This window comes from Romboutsia lituseburensis, assembly GCF_024723825.1.
Classification (GTDB): Bacteria; Bacillota; Clostridia; order Peptostreptococcales; family Peptostreptococcaceae; genus Romboutsia_F; species Romboutsia_F lituseburensis_A.
Map to the genome: position 1 here is coordinate 385,971 of NZ_JANQBQ010000001.1, position 21,778 is coordinate 407,748.

Annotated in this window: 18 protein-coding genes and 1 tRNA gene; 15 read left to right on the forward strand and 4 right to left on the reverse strand. The window is 27.1% G+C overall.

Features of this window, described 5'->3' with window-relative positions; genetic code table 11:
* Positions 1-6 precede the first annotated feature (6 nt).
* The 5 genes from gnpA (at position 7) to nrdG (ending at position 8,414) form a co-directional block, all read left to right on the forward strand.
* Positions 7-2,166: a 1,3-beta-galactosyl-N-acetylhexosamine phosphorylase gene (gene gnpA, locus NWE74_RS01900; RefSeq protein ID WP_258241548.1), complete on the forward strand. Its 2,160-nt coding sequence runs from the start codon at positions 7-9 to the stop codon at positions 2,164-2,166.
* Positions 2,167-2,627: 461 nt separating this feature from the next.
* A complete protein-coding gene (locus NWE74_RS01905) occupies positions 2,628-3,485 on the forward strand; it encodes a sulfite exporter TauE/SafE family protein (protein ID WP_258241549.1) in 858 nt (285 codons plus the stop codon).
* 76 nt (positions 3,486-3,561) lie between these two features.
* On the forward strand, positions 3,562-5,442 hold the full coding sequence (locus NWE74_RS01910) for a sensor histidine kinase (protein ID WP_258241550.1): 1,881 nt from the start codon (positions 3,562-3,564) through the stop codon (positions 5,440-5,442).
* A gap of 310 nt (positions 5,443-5,752) precedes the next feature.
* The gene (nrdD, locus tag NWE74_RS01915) at positions 5,753-7,882 is read left to right on the forward strand and encodes an anaerobic ribonucleoside-triphosphate reductase (protein ID WP_258241551.1); all 2,130 of its coding nucleotides are present in this window, start codon (positions 5,753-5,755) and stop codon (positions 7,880-7,882) included.
* A 16-nt stretch (positions 7,883-7,898) separates the two neighbouring features.
* Positions 7,899-8,414 (forward strand): anaerobic ribonucleoside-triphosphate reductase activating protein, encoded by a 516-nt coding sequence (gene nrdG, locus NWE74_RS01920; protein WP_258241552.1) that lies wholly within the window; start codon positions 7,899-7,901, stop codon positions 8,412-8,414.
* Between the two features lie 61 nt (positions 8,415-8,475).
* Here nrdG and NWE74_RS01925 read toward each other — a convergent pair whose 3' ends face one another.
* Positions 8,476-9,414 (reverse strand): AEC family transporter, encoded by a 939-nt coding sequence (locus NWE74_RS01925; protein ID WP_258241553.1) that lies wholly within the window; start codon positions 9,412-9,414, stop codon positions 8,476-8,478.
* Between the two features lie 196 nt (positions 9,415-9,610).
* Here NWE74_RS01925 and NWE74_RS01930 point away from each other — a divergent pair, with 196 nt between their 5' ends.
* Both NWE74_RS01930 and NWE74_RS01935 read left to right on the forward strand, forming a co-directional pair.
* Positions 9,611-10,324: a zinc dependent phospholipase C family protein gene (locus NWE74_RS01930; protein ID WP_258241554.1), complete on the forward strand. Its 714-nt coding sequence runs from the start codon at positions 9,611-9,613 to the stop codon at positions 10,322-10,324.
* A gap of 232 nt (positions 10,325-10,556) precedes the next feature.
* Complete coding sequence (locus NWE74_RS01935; protein ID WP_258241555.1) at positions 10,557-11,147, forward strand: C39 family peptidase; 591 nt, start codon at positions 10,557-10,559, stop codon at positions 11,145-11,147.
* A 46-nt stretch (positions 11,148-11,193) separates the two neighbouring features.
* Here NWE74_RS01935 and brnQ read toward each other — a convergent pair whose 3' ends face one another.
* On the reverse strand, positions 11,194-12,483 hold the full coding sequence (gene brnQ / locus NWE74_RS01940) for a branched-chain amino acid transport system II carrier protein (RefSeq protein ID WP_258241556.1): 1,290 nt from the start codon (positions 12,481-12,483) through the stop codon (positions 11,194-11,196).
* A gap of 434 nt (positions 12,484-12,917) precedes the next feature.
* Positions 12,918-13,307, reverse strand: a complete 390-nt coding sequence (locus NWE74_RS01945; RefSeq protein ID WP_258241557.1) for a 4Fe-4S binding protein — start codon at positions 13,305-13,307, stop codon at positions 12,918-12,920.
* A 220-nt stretch (positions 13,308-13,527) separates the two neighbouring features.
* On the opposite strand from NWE74_RS01945, the gene NWE74_RS01950 reads away from it, so the two are divergent.
* Positions 13,528-13,674, forward strand: a complete 147-nt coding sequence (locus tag NWE74_RS01950; protein ID WP_258241558.1) for a DUF4177 domain-containing protein — start codon at positions 13,528-13,530, stop codon at positions 13,672-13,674.
* A gap of 77 nt (positions 13,675-13,751) precedes the next feature.
* Here NWE74_RS01950 and NWE74_RS01955 read toward each other — a convergent pair whose 3' ends face one another.
* Positions 13,752-14,870, reverse strand: coding sequence for an anaerobic sulfatase maturase (locus tag NWE74_RS01955; RefSeq protein ID WP_258241559.1), 1,119 nt, complete (start codon positions 14,868-14,870; stop codon positions 13,752-13,754).
* Positions 14,871-15,088: 218 nt separating this feature from the next.
* Here NWE74_RS01955 and NWE74_RS01960 point away from each other — a divergent pair, with 218 nt between their 5' ends.
* The 7 genes from NWE74_RS01960 to NWE74_RS01990 all read left to right on the forward strand — a co-directional run bounded on the left by NWE74_RS01960 (position 15,089) and on the right by NWE74_RS01990 (position 21,666).
* Positions 15,089-16,279: an SIS domain-containing protein gene (locus NWE74_RS01960; protein ID WP_258241560.1), complete on the forward strand. Its 1,191-nt coding sequence runs from the start codon at positions 15,089-15,091 to the stop codon at positions 16,277-16,279.
* Positions 16,280-16,356: 77 nt separating this feature from the next.
* Complete coding sequence (gene gatY / locus NWE74_RS01965; protein WP_258241561.1) at positions 16,357-17,232, forward strand: tagatose-bisphosphate aldolase subunit GatY; 876 nt, start codon at positions 16,357-16,359, stop codon at positions 17,230-17,232.
* Positions 17,210-18,148, forward strand: a complete 939-nt coding sequence (pfkB, locus tag NWE74_RS01970; RefSeq protein ID WP_258241562.1) for a 1-phosphofructokinase — start codon at positions 17,210-17,212, stop codon at positions 18,146-18,148. Before gatY ends, pfkB begins: the two co-directional genes overlap by 23 nt.
* 146 nt (positions 18,149-18,294) lie before the next feature.
* Positions 18,295-19,269, forward strand: a complete 975-nt coding sequence (locus NWE74_RS01975; RefSeq protein ID WP_258241563.1) for an N-acetylglucosamine kinase — start codon at positions 18,295-18,297, stop codon at positions 19,267-19,269.
* A gap of 73 nt (positions 19,270-19,342) precedes the next feature.
* Positions 19,343-19,416: transfer RNA gene (locus NWE74_RS01980), tRNA-Cys, on the forward strand.
* Positions 19,417-19,540: 124 nt separating this feature from the next.
* Positions 19,541-20,899: a 5'-3' exonuclease gene (locus NWE74_RS01985; protein ID WP_258241564.1), complete on the forward strand. Its 1,359-nt coding sequence runs from the start codon at positions 19,541-19,543 to the stop codon at positions 20,897-20,899.
* Between the two features lie 155 nt (positions 20,900-21,054).
* Complete coding sequence (locus NWE74_RS01990) at positions 21,055-21,666, forward strand: DUF3786 domain-containing protein (RefSeq protein ID WP_258241565.1); 612 nt, start codon at positions 21,055-21,057, stop codon at positions 21,664-21,666.
* Positions 21,667-21,778: the final 112 nt, after the last annotated feature.

Below are 21,778 nucleotides of genomic sequence, written 5' to 3' on the forward strand. Positions count from 1 at the left end.
TTAGTTATGCAAAGTAAGGGGAGAGTAACAATACCAACTGATATAGGTATCGATGACCAAATGAAATTAATAATAAAAAGATGGGGAGCGGATGCTATAAGGGATTGTGATGGTACTAAGTTATCGAGTGAATTTAAAAGCTTAAATCTAAAAATGTATTCAACATATCTTCCAACTAGAAATGATCAAAAATGGGCAAAAGAGCATATGAATCAATTGCAACAATTATATATAACAAGTGAAAGTAATATAGCAACAGATAAAATATTAACTATAGATATTATGAAAGGTATATATAAAGAGCAATTTAGACCCAATATTGAAGATGATATAAAATCACTATGGGAAGTTATTGATAGAACAACCGGAAATGTTTTAAACTGTAGCAACTGGGATTATGATTTTGAAAATGGAAATGTAGCAATTAAAGAAGCGATACCTTTTCATGAATATACAGTAAGTTTTTTGGCATACCAAATATGGGATCCAACACAAATGTACAATCATTTAACTAATAATTGGGGAGATAAGCCTCATGAAATGCCTTATGATGGAAGGCATCCTGAAACGTTTAATCACATGAAAAAATATCTGAAAAATTGGATAGAAGAAAATCCAGAAATTGATGTAGTTAGATTTACAACATTTTTTTACCATTTTACATTAATATATAATGAACAAGCTAAAGAAAAATTTGTTGATTGGTTTGGATATTCATCTTCTCTAAGTAAGCAGTGTCTAGATGAATTTGAAAAAGAAAAAGGATATAGACTAAAAGCGGAAGATATAGTAGATGAAGGATATTATAATTCTCCATTTAGGATACCATCGAAAAAATATTTGGATTTTATAGACTTTCAATCTAAATTTGTAGCAACTAATGCTAAAGAATTTGTAGATATTGCTCATAGTGCAAAAAAAGAAGCAATGATGTTTTTAGGTGATAATTGGATAGGAACGGAGCCGTATGGAAAATATTTCGAATCAATAGGTTTAGATGCGGTCGTAGGATCAGTAGGAAATGGAACTACTATGAGGATGATATCTGATATATCAGGAGTTAAATACACAGAAGGAAGGTTTCTACCATATTTTTTCCCTGATGTATTTAGAGAAGGTGGAAATCCTGTTGGAGAAGCTAAAGAAAACTGGACTCAAGCAAGACGTGCTATACTTAGAAAGCCTCTTGATAGGATAGGCTATGGTGGATACTTAGGACTAGCTCTTAAATTCCCTGAATTTATAGATGAAGTAGAACGAATATGCGAAGAATTTAGGACAATACACAATAATATAAAAGGAACTAAGGCTTATGCAGCTCCATTTAAAGTAGCAATTCTAAATTGTTGGGGTAAGCTGAGAAGTTGGCAAACAAATCAAGTTGCACATGCTCTATGGTATAAGGAAATATATTCATACGTTGGTGTTATAGAGTGTTTAAGTGGTATGCCAGTTGACGTTGAATTTATTAATTTTGACGATATAAAAAATGGAGTGCCAAAAGACATTGGTGTTATTATTAATGCAGGAGATGCAATGACATCTTGGAGTGGTGGTGAAAATTGGATTGATGAGAAAATAATAACAACATTAAGAAAGTGGGTATATGAAGGTGGTGGATTTATAGGAATAGGTGAGCCTACAGCTTATCAAAATCAAGGAAAATATTTTCAACTATTCGATGTTTTAGGTGTAGATAAAGACCTGACTTACAGACTGTCTTATAGAAAATATCATGAAATAGAAACAAAACACTTCATAACAGAAGAACTAAATGAGACATTTGATTTTGGCGAAGGTAAAGAGGGTATCTTTAAAAGAGAAGAGAGTGTGGATATACTATCTATGCACAAAGGTGATATTTCACTTTCTTCAAATACATATGGAAATGGTAGAGCAGTATATATTAGTGGACTTCCATATAATCCTGAAAATTGCAGGCTACTTCTGAGAAGTATTTATTGGGTTAAAAAAAGAGAAGATATTATGAAAAAATATTATGTAAGCAATATAAATACTGAATGCGCTGCCTTTTTAGATGTCAATAAAATGGCTATAATAAATAACTCATTTGATGTTCAAAGCACAGATGTATATATTGAAGGTAATTTAATGGATACATTAGTACTTCATCCGGGTGAGCTAGTATGGATAAATATTGATTAGAACTTTCAAAATACACTCATTTAATGTACATTAAATGAGTGTATTTAAAAAAATATATTATAAAATTGGCAATTTTTTTATTTATCCTGCATATATTATATTAAGAATGAAAGTTACTAAAATAAAATTTCATTAAAAATAATAATATATAATTAATTAGGAGGATATATATGGAAAATATGCTTGATTTATTATACTTAGACTATGAAAGTGAAATAGAATATAATTATACACCAGACTATGATGAAGAATAAATGAATTTGATTACTTGCTTAATTCAATTTGCAGATAAATGAGGTAAGATAAAATATTAAATGTTGCAAAAGGAGAAAAAAGTGTCCATAAAAGAACATCATAAATGAAATGAGCTATCTATGATTATTTAAGATAGCTCATTTTGTTTTTTTTATAAAAATATATGGTAATATTAACATATAATAAAAAGCTAATAGGAGTAAATTATGAGTATAGTATATTTTTTAGTTGGATTAGTATCTACAACAGTAGGAGCAATATCAGGATTAGGAGGAGGCGTTATAATTAAACCTGTATTAGATACGCTAGGAAATTATAGTTTGCCGACTATAGGGGTTTTGTCAAGCTTTACAGTTTTTTCAATGTCTATTGTATCATTAGGTAAAAGTTTAAAAAATAAAGTAAAGCTCGAAGGAAAAAAAACTATATGCCTAGCCACAGGATCTATTTTAGGTGGATTTATAGGTAAATATTTCTTTTTCATATATTTAAAAGTAATAAATAATAACATAATAGCTCAAAAACTTCAGTCTATTATTTTATTTTTACTTATGTTTATAGTTTTACTACTATATATAAATGAGAAAAAAATAAATGCATATAAAATAAAAACTAAAGAGAGAAAAAATAATGTTTATAATTTAAATGATGATAGAAATAATGAATATGGATATGATTTACAGAATAATATAAAAAAATTAATGAAGTTTTTTATTTATGGTATAGTACTTGGGTCGATTTCATCATTTTTGGGTATAGGAGGAGGTCCATTAAATGTAGTAGTTTTAATGTATTTACTAGATATGGATGTAAAAAAAAGTGCTATTCATTCTATTTTTATAATATTTTTTTCACAAGGATCTAAGTTATTAAGTATATTACTTGGAGAAGGGTTTGGAGTTTACAATCTAGAGGTATTAATATACATGATTTTAGGTGGTGTTAGTGGTGGTTTTTTAGGAAGTTATTTTTCAAATAAAATTGATAAAAACAAAGTGAAAAACATTTTTATATTCTGTATGGTAATTATAATAGCTTTTAATTTTTATAATATAGTAAAATAATTTTACAATTTATTGAAATTTGTTATAAAAACAATTAAAATTATATTAAAATTAGAGGGGGATATAGGGGGCGATTATGGAACAAAACATATATAGGGCAATGATAGAGGATAGTCCCATGGCTTATATGCATGCAAAGCTTGTTAGAGAAACAAATGGAGCATATCTAGGGTTGATAGTAAGGGATGTAAATAAATCGTTCGAGAGATTTTTTGAAGTAAGAAAAAATGATGTTATAAACAAATTAATTATAAATGAATTAAGCCTAAAAGAAAAAAAAGAATGGGGTATGTGCTTTGAAAAAGCAATAAATGAAAAGAAAAGTACAGTTGTAAAATATATTAGTCATATAGATTTGTATTTAAATATAGAAATCTATAATACAGACAACGATGAATTCCATATCAGATTCAATAAACTCAGCAAACAGTCATTTAAGCTATCTTCTATACTTAGAAAATCTCCAATTCATGCCTGGATAAAGGATAGAGAGGGAGTGTACTTAGATGTTAATGATAAGTATATCGAATTGATAAATTTACCATATGAAGAAATTATAGGAAGAAAGGATTATGAATTATTTGAAAAGCACATTGCTGATAAATTTGAGAGACAGGATAATAAAGTTTTAAAAGAAAATTCATTATATACATGTGAAGATGTAGAATTTTTTAATGGGAAAAAAAGACATTTTGAAACTGCTAAATGGCCTTATACAGATGAAAAAAATAAATGCATTCTAGGTACAATGGGTATTTCTATGGAAATAACTGATAAAGTGATATTAAGAGAGAGTATAGAAAAAAACGAAAGGATGTTTTTAGAAATTGCAAACAATTTAGATGATACCATAGTTGTTATGGATGAAAAAAAAGCAATATATATAAGTCCCTCATTTGAAAAAATTTATGGCATAAATCCAGAAGAAATGGGTGTATATGAAGATATAAATAATTGGTATGAATATTGGGATGAGGTTGTTTTTGAAAAAACACCAAAAGGATATAATTCTAAAGACATATCTATAGATAAATTAAAAGTTATTAAAGATGGAAAAGAAAAATGGCTATGGTGCAAATTTGTACCTATATTTAATGAGAATGGAAATATAGTAAAAAAAATAGGAATAGTTAGTGATGTAACTAAAAGTAAAAAAATGGCTCATGAACTAGAAAGTTTAAGAATGGATTTTTTTGAAAATTTATCTCATGAGCTTAGAGCTCCTATTAATTTGATATTAAGTTCTCTTCAAGTTATAGGTATTAAAATAGACAAATTAGATGAAGAAAATTTTAATTATTTTTATAAATACTTAGATAGAATACATCAAAATGGGTTAAGAATGCTTAAGTTCGTAAATAACCTAATAGATACAACAAAGTTAGATTTAGGCCATTTTAGCTACAATCCCCAAAATGGAGATATTGTAAGTTGTGTTGAAAATATATGTATGTCCATTCGTGAATTTGTTAACAATGATGAAATGAATATAATATTCGATACAAATGTAGAAGAAAAAATAATTGCTTTTGATCAAGATAATATAGAAAGAATACTGTTAAATTTAATTTCAAATGCTATAAAATTTAATAAACCCGATGGAGTTATAGAAGTCATAGTAAATTGCAATGACGATATTCAGATAATAGTAAAAGATAATGGTATAGGTATTCCTAATGATAAATTAGAAAGTATATTTGGAAGATTTGAACAAGTGAAAAATAAATTTGAAAAGGAACAAGCAGGTAGTGGAATAGGGTTATCATTGGTAAAGTCTTTGGTTGAAAAACATAATGGATCTATACATGTAAAAAGTGAAATAGGAAAAGGTAGTGAATTTATAATTAACTTTCCAGATGTATTTATAGAAAATGGAGAGAAGCATATATATTCTCATAATGATTACTTAAATAATATAGTTAGTATGGAAGTTGAGTTTTCTGATATATATACATAGGTTATAAGAAAATAGTTATTTAAATTTAAATAACTATTTTTTTATGTTAAAAGATTACACCAACTAAATTTTAAGCACTTTGAATGTCCACTAATATATAGTGAAAATAAACGCTAAATTATTAATTATATGTGAAAAAAATGGGTATAAAAAATTAAGTATATATAAGGTTAATCTTTGATTTAATTTACAATAATGAACTTGATTAATTACTATATATAGTATAAAATAAACAAAGTGTTACTACATATAGTAAATTCTTAATGTTTAAAATAACGATAAGAAATTCACTAGGCATAAGGAGAAATTTATGATTACACAGTTAAGTATAATAAAAAGAGATTCAAAGAGTGTTGAATTTAATAAAGAAAAAATAGAAAATGCAATTCTAAAAGCAATGAAATATGGAAGTGGAATATACGAAGAAAAAATAGCTAAAATGATAGCTAATGAGATAGAAGATTATTACGTTCAAAAAAATATTTCTCCAACTGTCTACCAAGTAGAAGAAATGGTTTATAAAAAGCTTATAAATTATAAACAAGAATTAACAGCTAAAGCATATGAAGGATATAGAGCGGTACAATCATTTAAAAGAGAAGTAAATACAACTGATGACAGCATCTTAGGCCTTTTAGATAGAAGCAATGAAGAAATAATAAATGAAAATTCAAATAAAGATGGAGTTCTTGCGGCAACTCAAAGAGATTTAATTGCAGGGGAAATATCAAAGGATATAGCTAGAAGAAAATTAATACCAACACATATTGTTCAAGCTCATGATGAAGGAGTACTTCATTACCACGATATGGATTATGCTATGCAATCAATTCATAACTGCATGCTTATAAATTTAGAGGATATGTTAGATAATGGTACAGTAATAAACAATAAGTTAATTGAATCTCCAAATACATTCCCAACAGCTTGTACTATAGTTACTCAGATAATAGCTCAAATAGCAAGTGGTCAATTTGGAGGAAACTCAATAACTATAAAGCATATAGCACCTTATTTAAGAAAGTCATATAATAAATACTTTAATAAATACAGTATAAAATATGGAAATGAAGTGGCTAAAGATTTAGCTAATGATAGAATGAAGGAAGATTTGAAAGCTGGAATACAAACTATTAGATATCAATTATCTACATTATATACTAGCAATGGTCAATCTCCATTTTCAACTATTTATTTAGAAATAGAAGAAGGCAATGAATATGAATATGAAATGGCACTAATTTGTGAAGAAATGATATCGCAAAGATTAGAAGGAATGAAAAACTACAAAGGACAAGAAATCGGAGAAGAATTCCCTAAGTTAGTTTACTTATTGGATGAGCATAACTGCCTAGAAGGTGGAAAATATGATTATATAACAAAACTTGCAGCCAAATGTAATACAAAAAGATTAGTTCCAGATTATCAAAGTGCAAAAATAATGAAAAAGAACTATGAAGGTAATGCATTTCCACCAATGGGATGCAGATCTCATTTAAGTCCTTGGAAGGATGAAAATGGGAACTATAAATGGTATGGACGATTCAACCAAGGAGTTATATCGTTAAACCTAGTACAAGTAGCATTAAGTTCTGAAAAAGATATGGACAAGTTCTTTGAAATATTAGATAAAAGATTAAAACTTTGTAAAGAAGCTTTGATGGTAAGACATAATCTGTTATTAGGAACAATATCAGATGTATCTCCAATACATTGGCAACATGGTGGAATTGCAAGGCTTAAAAAGGGTGAGAAGATAGATAAACTTCTAAAAGATGGATACTCAACATTATCATTAGGATATGTAGGCGTTAATGAAATGACTCAAGCTATGTTAGGTACTAGCCATACAACAAAAGATGGTGAAGAGTTTGCATTAAAGGTAATGAATCATTTAAATGATACCTGCCAACAATGGAAAAAAGAAACCGGACTTGGATTTGGACTTTATGGAACACCAGGGGAAAGCTTGACTTCAAGATTTTGTAGGATAGACAAGCAAAAATTTGGAGAAATAAAAGATGTTACAGATAGAATGTATTATACAAACTCTTATCATGTACATGTCAGTGAAGAAATAGATGCTTTTGATAAGCTTAGTTTTGAAAGTCAGTTTCATGATATAAGTTTAGGTGGATGTATAAGTTATATTGAGGTTCCAGATATGAGTAAAAACTTAGAAGCTGTTGAGCAGATAATAAACTATATCTATCATAATATACAATATGCAGAAATAAATACAAAGCCAGATATATGCTATAAGTGTGGCTATACAGGTGAAATAAAACTTGATAATGATTTGGTATGGCATTGCCCAAATTGTAACAATAGAGATAAAGATGAGATGCAAGTAATGAGAAGGACTTGTGGTTACATTGGAGCCAATATGTGGGGTAAAGGTAGAACACAAGAAATTGGACAAAGAGTACTACATCTATAGAAAGAGGAGGGCGTAAATGAGGTTTTCTAAGATAAAACTAAATGATATAGCAAATGGTTTAGGAATAGTAATGTCACTTTGGACTCAAGGATGCCCACATCACTGCAAAGGATGTTTTAATAAAGAAACTTGGAATTTTAACGGGGGAAAAGAGTTTAAAGATGAAGATTTAAACTTTATAATTGAAAATATAGATAAAAATAATATAAAAAGGAATTTATCTATATTGGGTGGGGAACCATTATGTCCTCAAAACATAGATCGAATAATAAATATTTGTAAAGTATTTAAAGAAGTTTATCCAGATAAACTAATATATATTTGGACTGGATATGTATTAGATGAGTTTAATGAAAAGCAAAAGGATATTTTAAAATATATAAATATACTAATTGATGGAAAATTTGAAGAAAAAAATAAAAACTTATCAATAAAGCTAAGAGGATCAAGTAATCAAAGAATTATTGATGTAAAGAAAAGCATAGAGTATAACAAAGTCGTACTATTAGATTTAGATGTGAAAACTGTATAATAATTTAGCTAGAATTTATATAAATGAAAAGAAGGTAATTTAATAATTACCTTCTTTTTATTTATATAAAACAGAGTTGTTTTAAAATAAATATCCATAAGAATACAGTAATAACTGACAAACCAGAGGTAAATACCACAAGTTGACCAGCAAGTTCGCTATTAGCGTCCATTTGTTCAGCCATAGTAAATGAAGAAACGGCAGTAGGAGAGGCCATTGCTACTAGAAGACAAGCAAGTTCAACATTTTTAAACCCTAGCGAAATAGCTATGGGTAAAAATATAGATGGGACAATAATTAACCTACCGAGAACCCCAAGCACAAGTTGTTTTAAATATTTTGTAGAAGCCTTAAATTCAAATGAGCCACCTAATAATAAAATAGCTAGAGGTGTAGCAACTTTAGAAAGATCAGAGATAGTTTTATCTATTGCAGTAGGTAACTGTACATTTAAAGCAAGAAAACTTACACCAACAGCAGATGCTATAATTAAAGGATTAGAAACAACACCTTTAGCTATATTTTTGAAATTTATACTAGAGCCTCTAAATATTTCAAAACCAATAACTGATAAAATGTTAAATGTAGGAATTACAACTGCAATTAGCATGGATGCAATACCTGTAGCATCTTGGTTAAAAAGAGATACTGTTACAGGTATACCAAAAATAACAAAATTGCTTCTAAAAATAGCTTGTATAAGTACAGCTTTGTTTTTATTATCTTTTTCTATAAATGGTGTAAGGAAACATAACAATAAAAAAATAGAAATTATACACGTAACTGCAAATAGCATTAATTTTAAATTTAATGCTGTTTTCAAGTCTGTTTTATAAATATTATAAAATAATAATGACGGTAGAAAAACTTTGAAAGTAAGGCTATTCATCGTTTTTAATGTAATATAGTTAAACAGACCAATTTTTTTTATTATATATCCAAGAGACATTGTAAAAAACAACGGAAGTATAACATTAACAGATAAAATTAAATTTTCCATAAACTTAAGAGATCCCCCTTTTTGAATTGAAATAAAAAAATAATCTCATTCTAATAAGTATATTGGAAAAAAATAAAAAATACAAATTAGATATTAAATATAGAATAGTCTGTATAATTAAATAAGTTCTATATCAAAACTAGAACCTAAATCATATTATATAAGATCAATAATTAGAATATAGCGGGTGATATATGTGAGAAGTCCATTAGAAAATGCTTATTCAGCGACTATAAATGGTACCTTTAAGGTTCTAAATCCATTTAAGAAAGTAATTATAAAAACAAACTGTGAAGTTCACAAATTTATTCAAAAAAGTGCTCTAAATCTTTTAAATCAATATGGATATGAAAAAGAATATAATTTTTTTAGCAAACATATGATAGAGATTAATAAAGGTATAGTTTGGGCTGACCAAGACTTTAAGTCTTATTACCATTTTTATAATCCTAATAACCCTCAAAATAAATTTGGATCAGAAGATAATGCATTAACTTTAGCTCAGAAGTATTATAATAATGCAATTAGTTACTATAATAACGGTGATTATTCAAAGAGTATGTTTTTATTTGGAGCGGCAAGTCATTTAGTGCAAGACTTAACTGTACCTCAGCATGCTAAAGTAACTGTACTTGACAATCATATTCAATTTGAAGGATATATAAGAATAAATTATAAAAAAAATAAAAAGTTTCAATCTAAAAATCCACCTATTATACTAAATAATATAGAGGAATATTTAAATTACAATGGATTTAATGCTTTAGAAATAGATGCTCAATATAAAAAAATAAAGGATTTAAAGAAAAAGTTTTTATTAACTGGTATTAAATGTATAACGTTAGCACAAGAAAGTAGTGCAGGTCTTATGATTACATTTTATCAACAATTAAATAGCTATCAAAGGTAAAATTTAATTTTTTATGCATTAATTATTTAATAAAAATATATAAATAATTATATATAAAATTAAGATAGGGGAGATAGCTATTAAAAGTTTAGTAAACAAGTTATTTAGTTTATTATCTATATTTATTATAACAATTAGTTTGTTTTATTGTATAAAGTCAATACAAAAAAATTTAATTTATAAAATAGAGATAGACGAAACTAACAATATATATGAATCATGGAAAAGTAAAATGGATGTTTCATTGATAAGTCAGTTAACAGAGTTAGAAAATGGTTGTGAGGTTACTAGTCTAGCTATGCTATTAAAATATAAAGGTATAAATATAGATAAGTTAACCCTAGCACATCACATGAAAAAAGATAAAACCAATATATATTCTGATGATACTGGAGATATAAAATTATGGGGAAACCCAGAATACGGGTTCGTAGGTGATGTTACTGGTAAAAATAATATGGGATATGCTATAAATCCTAAGCCATTATCAGAATTAATACAAATGTATTACTCAAAAGGTGCCTTAGATTTAACAGGATGTAGTCTTGACAAGCTAGAAAGCATACTGGCATCAGATAGGCCAATAGTTGTTTGGGTAACATCTAAATTTAGAGAAAATGTAGATTGGGTGCAGTGGAAGGATATTGATGGAAACAAAATAAATGCAACTTTTTCAACTCATGCAGTAACATTAACTGGATTTGATGAAAATAATATATACTATAATGATCCATTAACAAATGAAAAAGATAAAAAAATTACCAAAAAAAAATTTTTAAATGTATGGATTATGATGGGCAGAAAAGCATTAACGGTAAATTGAAATAAAAAGTGCTAAATACTAATTTTAGTATTTAGCACTTTTTTAATTATGAAATTTTTTCATTTATAATTTCTACTTTATCTTTTAATAGGAACGTTCCTAAAATACCTCCAATTATAGCTGGTAAAACCCAGTTAAAACCTAACTCAGCAAAAGGTAAAGAATGAACAAAATTTAAATTTAAGCCTAATGTATCTAAGACAGTAAGTATGCTTACAATCAATGTTGAATAAGCCGCACCTTTAAATGTTGAATTTTTAGTTAGTATGTTTTTGAAGTAACTCATTAACACTAACACTATAGATACAGGGTATAAAACTGTTAATATAGGAACTGCTATAGAAATAATTTTGTCAACTCCTAGATTAGAAACAACAGCACTAAATATACATATTAAAGTAACTATATGCTCATACTTTATTTTTTTATTAGAAACATCTTCGAAGTATTTAGCTGTAACAGATGTTAATCCAATAGCTGTAGTAAGACAAGCAAATGCAACGACTATACCTAATAACAATGTACCAGTAGAACCTAGAAGACTATGAGTTATATTAATTAACAAAGTAGTTTGAGATATAGATTGATCATAAATAGTAGAAACTGTAGCACCTAAGTAAGTTAATCCACCGTATACTAGTATAAGCCCACAACCTGCAACTAAAGAAGCCTTTAATGTCAAACTAGCATTTTCTTTTTTATCTACATAACCTTTATTAAAGAATGAAGACATAATAAGCGCTGCAACTCCTCCTATACCTAAAGCATCCATTGTTTGATACCCTTGAGTAAGTCCTGTAGCAAATAACCTATCAGAATGAGAAAGAGATTTTAAATCCCCTATAGGAGAGATAACCCCTTTACCTATTAAGAAAATAAGAGCAATTAAAAGGACAGGTGTCAAAAACTTACCTATAATATCCATAACTTTAGTTGGTCTTACAGTAAGCGTAAATGTTATAGCAAAGAAAATTATAGAGAATACAATAGGATTAAATGATCCAAATAGTGGAGCAATACTCATTTCAAAAGTAGTTGCGGCTGTTCTTGGAATAACTAATATCGGTCCTAGACAAAGCATCATAATAAACTCTAAACTTAATCCAAATTTCTTTCCTGCTTTTCCGGCTACATTTTGATAAGAACCAGCTCTTGCAACTGCATTAATTGACAATAATATAATACCTATATCAGCAATTACAAATCCTAAAAAACTTGTTAACCAACCGGTACCAGATGTCATACCTATGTATGGTGGGAATATTAAATTACCTGCTCCGAAGAACATTGAAAACAAAGCGAATCCAATAATAAGAATGTCTATATTTTTTTTCATAATCTTACCTCTTTCTATTTATTTATATATAAAAAAGCCACATAGTTATACTATGTGGCTTAGTTTTTGCCTAGGATTAAAAAAGCCACATAGTATTTTATCTATGTGGCTACATTATAATTATCTTTAGCCATCATAGATACATAACCTAATGGGTCTGTATCTACGATGATTTATCTCTATCATAAATACAAACCTAACTAAAATAGCTAAAGTAATAATATATATTTAATTTTATGCTGTTAGTTACGTTTATATTATTTATCATATTAAGAACTCCTTTTATTGAATATTTTTAAAATTTATATTATTTAAAACTTATTATACATATATATGATTAAGTTGTAAATAAAAAATTTAAAAAAACTTTAAAAAAGATAAAAAAATTAAAGGCTATAAAAATTAATAATATTTATAGCCTAATATATGTAAAATTATCCTTCCTGAACTTGAAGTATACCCATTGGACAAGCATCAACACATATACCGCAAGCTATACACTTAGAAGGAACAGGTTTTCCTTCGGCGTTAGCTATTATACCTTTTGGACAGGCCTCAACACAAGTAAGGCATCCATTACATTTTTTCTTATTTATCATGTAAACTCCCTTAGCATTTTGAGTTATAGCTTCTTGAGGACATTTTCTAGCGCATAATCCACACTGGTTACATGCCTTAACATCTATAGAATCATCTTTTTTATGTCCTATTTTTATACAAGACGTATTTAATTCATATGCTTTATAGAATGCTTGAGAACATGCTATTTCACATGATAAGCAATCTTGACAGGCACTTCTGTCAGTTACAATTAATTTTTTCATTTTCTATTCCCCCTTGAAAATTGCCATAGTAGTATTAAAATCTTTATTCAAGTTAAGTGTAGGATATAATAAGACAAAAATCAATTAAAAATTTATTTGGAATTATTAATATTAATATAATTAAAATAGAGTTAAATAAATAAAATAATGTTTCTCATAAGTAGAATATAGACATGTATTTTTTAATATAAAATAATAAAAGAGAATTTGAGGTGTTAGGATGGTAAAGTACGAATACAAATGTGTTATGATAGTTGGGGACTCTAATAAAACGTCGCAACTATTAAATGAATATGGTAATGAAGGATGGGAATTAGTATCTGTTTGGAATACATGGCATTATTTTAAAAGAGAGTTAAGCAATTGATGTGATGATTAAAAGAGAGCTTAAAATATTATAAAAGCTCTCTTTATACCTTACAGGGGATGAAAAAATAAAATCACTTAAGTAAGTAAATCAGATGCAAAGCAAAGTTTATCTATATTTTTATCAAAAAAAATTTTAATTGCATGACACTGATAATTAAAAGAAGGTTTATTGTCAATAAAAGGTTCTAGGTTGCGTCTACACCCACCTCCACATAATTTAAAGTATTTACATATTTTACATTTATCATGTACATATAGAGATCGTTGAAAGAAATTTTTACATACATCAGAGCATTTTATATCTATTAAAGTATCACTATTTATATTTCCTAATTTCCATTCATCAAGGCAGTAAAAATCACATGGGTAAACATCTCCACTAGATTCTATAACGGTATGTAAACTACAAAAACCGCCCATACCGCAGCTTGTAGGTGTATATCCCTTTAAAACTGCAATGTAATCTAAAAAATTTCTGATTTCAATAAAATTTCCTTGCACTAAATCGTCAAACCATAAATTGAAAAGTTTGTCTAAAAAAATGTAGTAATCATTACTATTTAAATAATATAGTTCATCACTATTAAGATAATAAGTATCAAATTTTTTGATGCATGGAATAAATTGTATATATTTAAATTTCATATTTTTATAAAAAGAGTATATTTCATTAATATGCTTTGAACTTTTTTTAGTTATAACACAAAGGATATTAAATTGAACTTCATGTTTTTTTAATAATTCTATTCCATTTAAAACTTTATCGAAAGAGCTTAAATTATTTAAAGTACTTCTATGAAAATCATTGATTTTCTTAGGACCATCTAGTGAAACTCCAACTAGAAACTTATTTTCCTTAAAAAAAAGAGCGAAATCAGTATCTATATTAATACCGTTTGTTTGAATTGAGTTGATTATAGTTACATTTCTATTATTATATTTTTTTTGAAATAAAATTGCATTTTTATAAAACTCTATACCAATTAAGGTTGGCTCTCCACCTTGAAACATAAAATTACAAGAGTATATATCCTCTGATAAGGCTTTTTTTATTATATTTTCTAATGTATCAAGATCCATAAATCTATTTTTGTAAACTAATCTATTTATAGCAATGTCTTTGTAAAAGCAGTATTCACAATTTAAATTACATTCACTAGAACTTGGTTTTATAAGTAAAGTTAAATGACTCATAGAATTTAAAAATCCTCCTATTAGTTAAAATATAGTTACTAAACATGTTTTCAATTAACAATTTCAAACTATTTATTACATATTTTTAATATAGCACACATCAAACAACAATATATATTAAATACAAAAATACAAAATAGAAGTATAAAATTACAAATACATATATGTAATAAAAATATACAATGATAGTGTAATAAATTAATAAGGGGGAAGATACAATGGAAAAAATAGGCGAGCAATTATTAGGTATAGATCTTGAGAAATTAAATGAAATAAATGGTTTAAATACAGCGAAAGAAATACTACAACAACCTAAAGCTTGGAAAGAAGCTGTTTTAAAGATTAAAAACAATAAAAATAAAATAGATGATTTTATGAATAATTTTTTTAATATAGAGGATAGTAGGATAATACTTACGGGTGCAGGAACATCAGCATTTGCAGGAGAAACTTGCGAGCCTTATTTAACTAACTTATTAAATAAGAGAGTAGAAGCTATAGCAACAACAGACTTGGTTGCAAGTCCAGAAAGTTATTTGATAAAAGGTATTCCAACGCTTTTGATATCATTTGCAAGATCAGGCAATTCACCGGAAAGTGTCCATGCAGTTAAATTAGCTAATCAACTTGTAGATAATTTATATCAAGTCATAATAACTTGTAACGAAGATGGTAAATTAGCACAAAACACTAAAGAAGATGAAAAAAGTTTATTATTATTAATGCCAAAAGAAACTAATGATTTAGGATTTGCTATGACAAGTAGTTTTACTACGATGGTCTTAAGTACAATGGCTCTATTTAATATTAGTAATATCGAAATGTTTGTAGAGGATGTTGATAAATTATCTGTAAGTGTTAACAATTTCTTAGTTAATAACACGCATAAAGTTAGTGAATTAGTGAATGAAAAATTTGAGAGAATAGTATATTTAGGATCATCAACATCTAAAGCTATAGCAAGAGAAAGCGCTCTTAAAATATTAGAATTAACAGGAGGTATAGTTAATTCAAATTATGATACACCACTTGGATTTAGACATGGACCAAAATCTGTAATAGATAATACTACAATAACTGTCATATATATATCTAATTATGATTATACAAGAATGTATGATTTAGATTTAACTAGAGAGATGTTAGCTCATAGAAAAGAAGATAAAGTTGTTGTTGTTGGGTGTAATATAGATAAAAGTATATCTGATAAAGCAGATTATATATTTGAACTAGATAATATAAATTATAGTGTAGAAAATGAAGCATTGCTTCCACTTCAACAAATCATATTTGGTCAAATGTTATCTTTCTTAAAATCAATTAATTTAAATATAACACCTGATAATCCATGTCCAACAGGAGAGGTAAATAGAGTTGTTCAAGGAGTAATATTACACGATTTAATTTAAAAATTAATTTTTAATAATAGATAGTAGTTATATATTATATGAACTATAATTTAAAAACATAAAAGGGGCGTTTGAATATGAGTTTAAATTCTACAAAGGAAATGTTAATAAAAGCACAAGAACAGGGATATGCAATACCTGCATTTAATATTCATAATTTAGAAACAATACAAGTTGTTTTACAAGCTGCAAGTGATTTGAAATCACCAGTAATACTTGCGGCAACACCTTCAACAGTCAAGTATGCAGATGAAAATTATTTATTAGCGATAATAGAAAAAGCAAATGAAATTAATGATATACCATTAACATTCCACTTAGATCATCATGAAAACGTAGAGGATATAAAAAGGATTATAACTCTTGGTTGTAAATCTGTAATGATAGATGCTTCAAAACACGAGTTTAGAGAAAATGTAAAAATAGTAACAGATATAGTAGACTTTGCACATAAGTACGGGGCAACTGTAGAAGCAGAACTTGGTAAATTAGGTGGTATAGAAGATGAATTAGTAGTAGATGAAAAAGATTCATTTTTAACAGATCCTAATGAAGCATTAGAGTTTGTTAAATTAACAGGGGTAGATTCTTTGGCTGTATCTATTGGAACTGCACATGGTTTATATAAGAGAGAGCCTAAGTTAGATTTTGAAAGGCTAGATAAAATAAGAGAGTTAGTAGATATACCATTAGTGCTTCACGGAGCATCAGGTGTACCTTATAATTCAGTACAAACAGCTATAAATAAAGGTATATGCAAGGTAAATATAGCTACAGAGCTTAAGATGCCGTTTTCAAGTGCTATAAAAGAATATTTTAATGAAAATCCTGATGCATCAGACCCAAGACAATATTTAGTTCCAGCAAAAAAAGCTATGTATGATGTAGTAGTTGAAAAAATAAAAATGTGTAAATGTGAGAATAAAGCATATGATTACAGTTATAACGTTTAATCCATCCATAGACAGACTATATAAACTAGACACATTTGAAATAGGTATGGTCCAAAGAGCAAGCTTCGTAAATTCAACAGCAGGAGGAAAAGGATTAAATGTAGCTAAAGTTATAAAACAGTTAGGTGAAAATCCAAGATGTTTGGGATTTTTAGGTGGATATAATGGATTATATATAAAAAATGAATTAGATAAAGCTGGGATTGTTAATAATTTTACCGAAATAGACGGAGAAAGCAGAATTTGTTTAAATATCATAGATGGAGATAAAAATAGTACAGAGATACTTGAAAAAGGTCCTAATATTAACGAAAATAATATATTAGATTTTGAATCTAAATTAGATAAAGTTTTAGAGAGTAGTAAGGTTTTAGTAGTGTCAGGAAGTTTAAGCCAAGGGATGCCAGTTGATTATTATAAAAGATTAGGAAAAATTTGCGAAAAAAAAGGTGTAAAGTTCATATTAGATACAAGTGGAAAAAGTTTAGAAATGGCTATTAATGAAAATTTATATTTAATAAAGCCTAATAGAGACGAATTAGAATTATTAACACATAAAAAAATAAATAATAAAGAAGATGCCATAAATGCTTCGAGATTTCTTTTAGAGAAAGGTGTAAAAAATGTATGTATTTCAATGGGAAAAGATGGCATGATATTTTTAAATAAAGAGCACATATATGATGTTAAAATACCAAAAATAGAGATTCTAAATACCGTAGGAAGTGGAGATTCGTCTATCGCTGGATTTGCATATGGAGTGATAAATGATTATAGTTGGGAAGAGTGTTTAAAACTTGCTAATTCATGTGGAATGTCAAATGCATTATATATGGAAACTGGATATATAAATAAAAAAGATATAAAAATATTTTCAAATGAAATAAAAGTTAGTAAATATAATCTTGATAATTAATAAATACAGCTAGATATTTTTATCTAGCTGTATTTATTAATCTCAAATAAGTAAATATATTTTATAAATAACTAAAAATAGTACATATTGTTTTATTGTAAATTTACTACAATTATTATGAAAACTATAAATGCTAGGAGGAAAATATGTATTATATAGGAATAGATGGTGGAGGAACTAAGACTACATTTACAATAATAAATGAAGAAGGTGTTAAAATAGATAAATTAATCTATGGAACAAGTCACTATGAACAAATTGGATTTGATGGAGTAGAAAAAATATTAAAAAATGGTATATATAATTTATTGCAACAAAATGATATACAAATAGATGAGATAGAATCTGTATTTTTAGGTCTGCCTGGATATGGGGAGGTTAAAAGCGCAAAATTAAGATTAGATAAAATAGTAAAAAATATATTAAATAATATTAATTTTGCAATTGGAAATGACGTTGAAGTTGGTTTTGAAGGATCTCTTGCAGGAAATTGTGGAATAAATATAGTAAGTGGAACCGGATCTATTGCACTAGGAAAAGACTTAAATGGAAAAACTGTAAGATGCGGTGGATGGGGGGATTATATAGGAGATGAAGGATCTGCGCACTGGATAGGTAAAAAAACATTAGAGGTGTTTTCAAAAGAGGCAGATCATAGATTAGATAAAGGTGATTTATATTATCATATAAGAGATGTTTTAAATATAAATGATGATTTTGAGATAATAGATTATGCACTTAATAAAATAAAAAAAGATAGAACTAAGATAGCTGAATTTTCTAGTTTATGTTATGATAGTGCAATAAGAGGGGATAAAAATGCTATTAGAATTTTTAATGAAGCCGCGTATGAATTAAGCTTATTAGTTAAAATGATAATAAATGAATTAAATTTCGATGATGAAATTTTAGTATCTTACTCAGGAGGAGTATTTAAAAGTAATCAATTAATATTAAATCCATTAAAAGAAAATCTAAGTGAATATAATATTAAATTTATAGAACCAATATTAGAACCTAGTGAAGGGTCATGTCTACTAGCTTATAAATTAAAAAATTCAAATATAAGTAATGAACTAATAAACAATTTGAGAAAAAATATTCAAAAAGTTAAGATATAATAAATATTTTAAATCTATATAAATATAGTAACAAAATTAAAATAAATTCATATACTTATATAGTAAGGGATAAGGCGACATAGCCAAGTGGTAAGGCAGTGGACTGCAACTCCTTGATCCTCAGTTCAAATCTGGGTGTCGCCTCCAATTTTAAAACAACTCTAACCAACTGGTTAGGGTTGTTTTTTTGAAACTACTTAATTATAGATATAAAGTTTATTAAGTGGTAAAATATAATGATGGAATATAAACAAAGTATAAAGGAGCAATTATGAATAACTTATTCGACTTTTTAGAACAACAAGATAAAAGTGAAAAACAAGATGATAATGTAATACTATATAACTTTAAAAAAGAAATTACTGAAGAACATTTAAAATATATAAAAGAACTTGAAAAAACTTTGTACAATGAGGATTTTAAAAATAGAGAAGGAGAATCAAGAAGAGAATATATAAGATTAAATAGCTATGTAGGTTCTAAGTTAGATACAGATCTAAGAGGAAAAACAACTCTAAATAATAATCAAATAGAAATTGAAGAAGAGAGTAATATAATTTTAGACTTTAACTTAGATCAATTCGAAGCGGTAGATATGGATGAAGATATTTTTGAAGATGATATAGAAGAAAAACTATTAATAGTGGATGGTTCATCTCTACTATCAACTAGTTTTTATGCAACAGCTAGAGATTTGTTATTCGCTAAAACAGATGAACAAAAAGAGTTTGCATATACTAAATTAATGAGGTCACCAGAAGGAGAATACACAAATGGGATATATATGTTTTTTAAAACGTTATTGCCATTAATAGAATCTCAAAAAATAACTCACTTGGCTATTGTGCTCGATAGAAGTAGAAATACTTTTAGAAGAGAAATCGATCCAGAATATAAGGCTAACAGAAGTGAAACTCCATACCCATTAAAAAGCCAATTTATATTGCTTACAGAAATGCTTAAAAAAATAAATATACCAGTCTTTTCTAATTCAGATTATGAAGCAGATGATTTTGCTGGTAGTTTAGTTAAAAAATTTGAAAAAGATATAAATATATATTTACACACAAAAGATGAAGATTACCTTCAATTAGTATCAGAATACACAAAATTATGGATGGTAACAGGTAAATGCGATGATATGTATAAAGAATTAGAAATAGATAAAAAAGGATTTAAATTGCCAAATGGTGTATTTGAGTATACACCTGAATATGTAAAATATTTTAAAGGTGTAGAGCCGATACAAATAATAGATATAAAAGCAATAGAAGGCGATAAGTCAGATAATATAAAAGGTGTTAAGAATGTTGGACAAACATCAAGTAGACCTTTAGTATCCCACTATGGATCAATAGAAAAAATATATGAAGCTTTAGAAAATTTAGATAAAGCCAAAGAAAAAGAGCTTAATGCATTTTTTAAGGAAAGTTTAGGAATAAAAAGAACGCCTATAAAAAACTTGCTTTTATACAAAGAAGATGCGATTATAAGTAAAAAATTAGCAACTATAAAAACGGATATAGACGAAATTCAAGAACTAGATATAAATAGATTAAGGCTTGATATAGATAAATCTAGAATGGATGAAGAATTCAAAAGACTTGGAATGAATAGCTTAATAAAATAAATTTATACATTTTAATAAAAGATACAGTACAAAACTCGTACTGTATTTTTTATTATTAATTTTATTATATTTATAGAATTTTTAATAAAATTATACTTGTAAGTTATTAAAAATAGTTATAATTAAATATATACTATAAAAGGGGGGCCTATGATATGAAAAGTAATTATAAAGTTGCATACGATAATGAATGGAGTAAGTTGAAACAGTTAGATCCTACAGATGTAGAACGTAGATTGAATGTGAAATATTATACGGATAAAAGACAATATATAGTTCCGTTTTTTGAAAAGGACTATGTATTAGACTTTGACAGTGAAACTATATATAGAGAGAAAGATAGGTCTATACCTGAAATTTCAGATGCTATAATTATTTTAAATTATCTTACATACTCAACAGAAAACATAATTAATACTAATAGATGGGTAAGCTTAAAGGAGATACCAAATGGAGGGACATTGTTTTACCCTGCATTTTATAAAGCTTCAATATTAGAACTTATAAAGAAATTCGGAAAAAATATAAATGTATTTGAACAAAGTGCATTAAAATTAGGTGGATCATATATTAAGTTTGGTGATAAAGGGTATGAATTTAAAGTACTTCCTAAAGTTAATATTTGTATAGCTGTATGGGAAGGCGATGATGAGATATCACCTAATGCTACTATATTATTTGAACCATCTATACAGCATTTGATGCATATAGAAACTGTAATTGGTGTAGGGATGTGTGTATCAAATAAATTACTATTAATAAGTTGAAATTAAATAAACAAAAAATATAAAATTATAATAATAGTTTTTATAATGAAAAATACAGTACAAATAATTTATTGTACTGTATTTTTCATTATAGTAAGTTTGTTTATCAAAT

Excerpts from the sequence above, each read along its gene's own strand:
- gnpA (WP_258241548.1), top strand. The coding sequence starts at position 7 with ATGCAAAGTAAGGGGAGAGTAACAATACCAACTGATATAGGTATCGAT.
- NWE74_RS01905 (WP_258241549.1), top strand. The coding sequence starts at position 2,628 with ATGAGTATAGTATATTTTTTAGTTGGATTAGTATCTACAACAGTAGGA.
- NWE74_RS01910 (WP_258241550.1), top strand. The coding sequence starts at position 3,562 with ATGGAACAAAACATATATAGGGCAATGATAGAGGATAGTCCCATGGCT.
- nrdD (WP_258241551.1), top strand. The coding sequence starts at position 5,753 with ATGATTACACAGTTAAGTATAATAAAAAGAGATTCAAAGAGTGTTGAA.
- nrdG (WP_258241552.1), top strand. The coding sequence starts at position 7,899 with ATGAGGTTTTCTAAGATAAAACTAAATGATATAGCAAATGGTTTAGGA.
- NWE74_RS01925 (WP_258241553.1), bottom strand. The coding sequence starts at position 9,414 with ATGGAAAATTTAATTTTATCTGTTAATGTTATACTTCCGTTGTTTTTT.
- NWE74_RS01935 (WP_258241555.1), top strand. The coding sequence starts at position 10,557 with ATGGATGTTTCATTGATAAGTCAGTTAACAGAGTTAGAAAATGGTTGT.
- brnQ (WP_258241556.1), bottom strand. The coding sequence starts at position 12,483 with ATGAAAAAAAATATAGACATTCTTATTATTGGATTCGCTTTGTTTTCA.
- NWE74_RS01945 (WP_258241557.1), bottom strand. The coding sequence starts at position 13,307 with ATGAAAAAATTAATTGTAACTGACAGAAGTGCCTGTCAAGATTGCTTA.
- NWE74_RS01950 (WP_258241558.1), top strand. The coding sequence starts at position 13,528 with ATGGTAAAGTACGAATACAAATGTGTTATGATAGTTGGGGACTCTAAT.
- NWE74_RS01955 (WP_258241559.1), bottom strand. The coding sequence starts at position 14,870 with ATGAGTCATTTAACTTTACTTATAAAACCAAGTTCTAGTGAATGTAAT.
- NWE74_RS01960 (WP_258241560.1), top strand. The coding sequence starts at position 15,089 with ATGGAAAAAATAGGCGAGCAATTATTAGGTATAGATCTTGAGAAATTA.
- gatY (WP_258241561.1), top strand. The coding sequence starts at position 16,357 with ATGAGTTTAAATTCTACAAAGGAAATGTTAATAAAAGCACAAGAACAG.
- pfkB (WP_258241562.1), top strand. The coding sequence starts at position 17,210 with ATGATTACAGTTATAACGTTTAATCCATCCATAGACAGACTATATAAA.
- NWE74_RS01975 (WP_258241563.1), top strand. The coding sequence starts at position 18,295 with ATGTATTATATAGGAATAGATGGTGGAGGAACTAAGACTACATTTACA.
- NWE74_RS01985 (WP_258241564.1), top strand. The coding sequence starts at position 19,541 with ATGAATAACTTATTCGACTTTTTAGAACAACAAGATAAAAGTGAAAAA.
- NWE74_RS01990 (WP_258241565.1), top strand. The coding sequence starts at position 21,055 with ATGAAAAGTAATTATAAAGTTGCATACGATAATGAATGGAGTAAGTTG.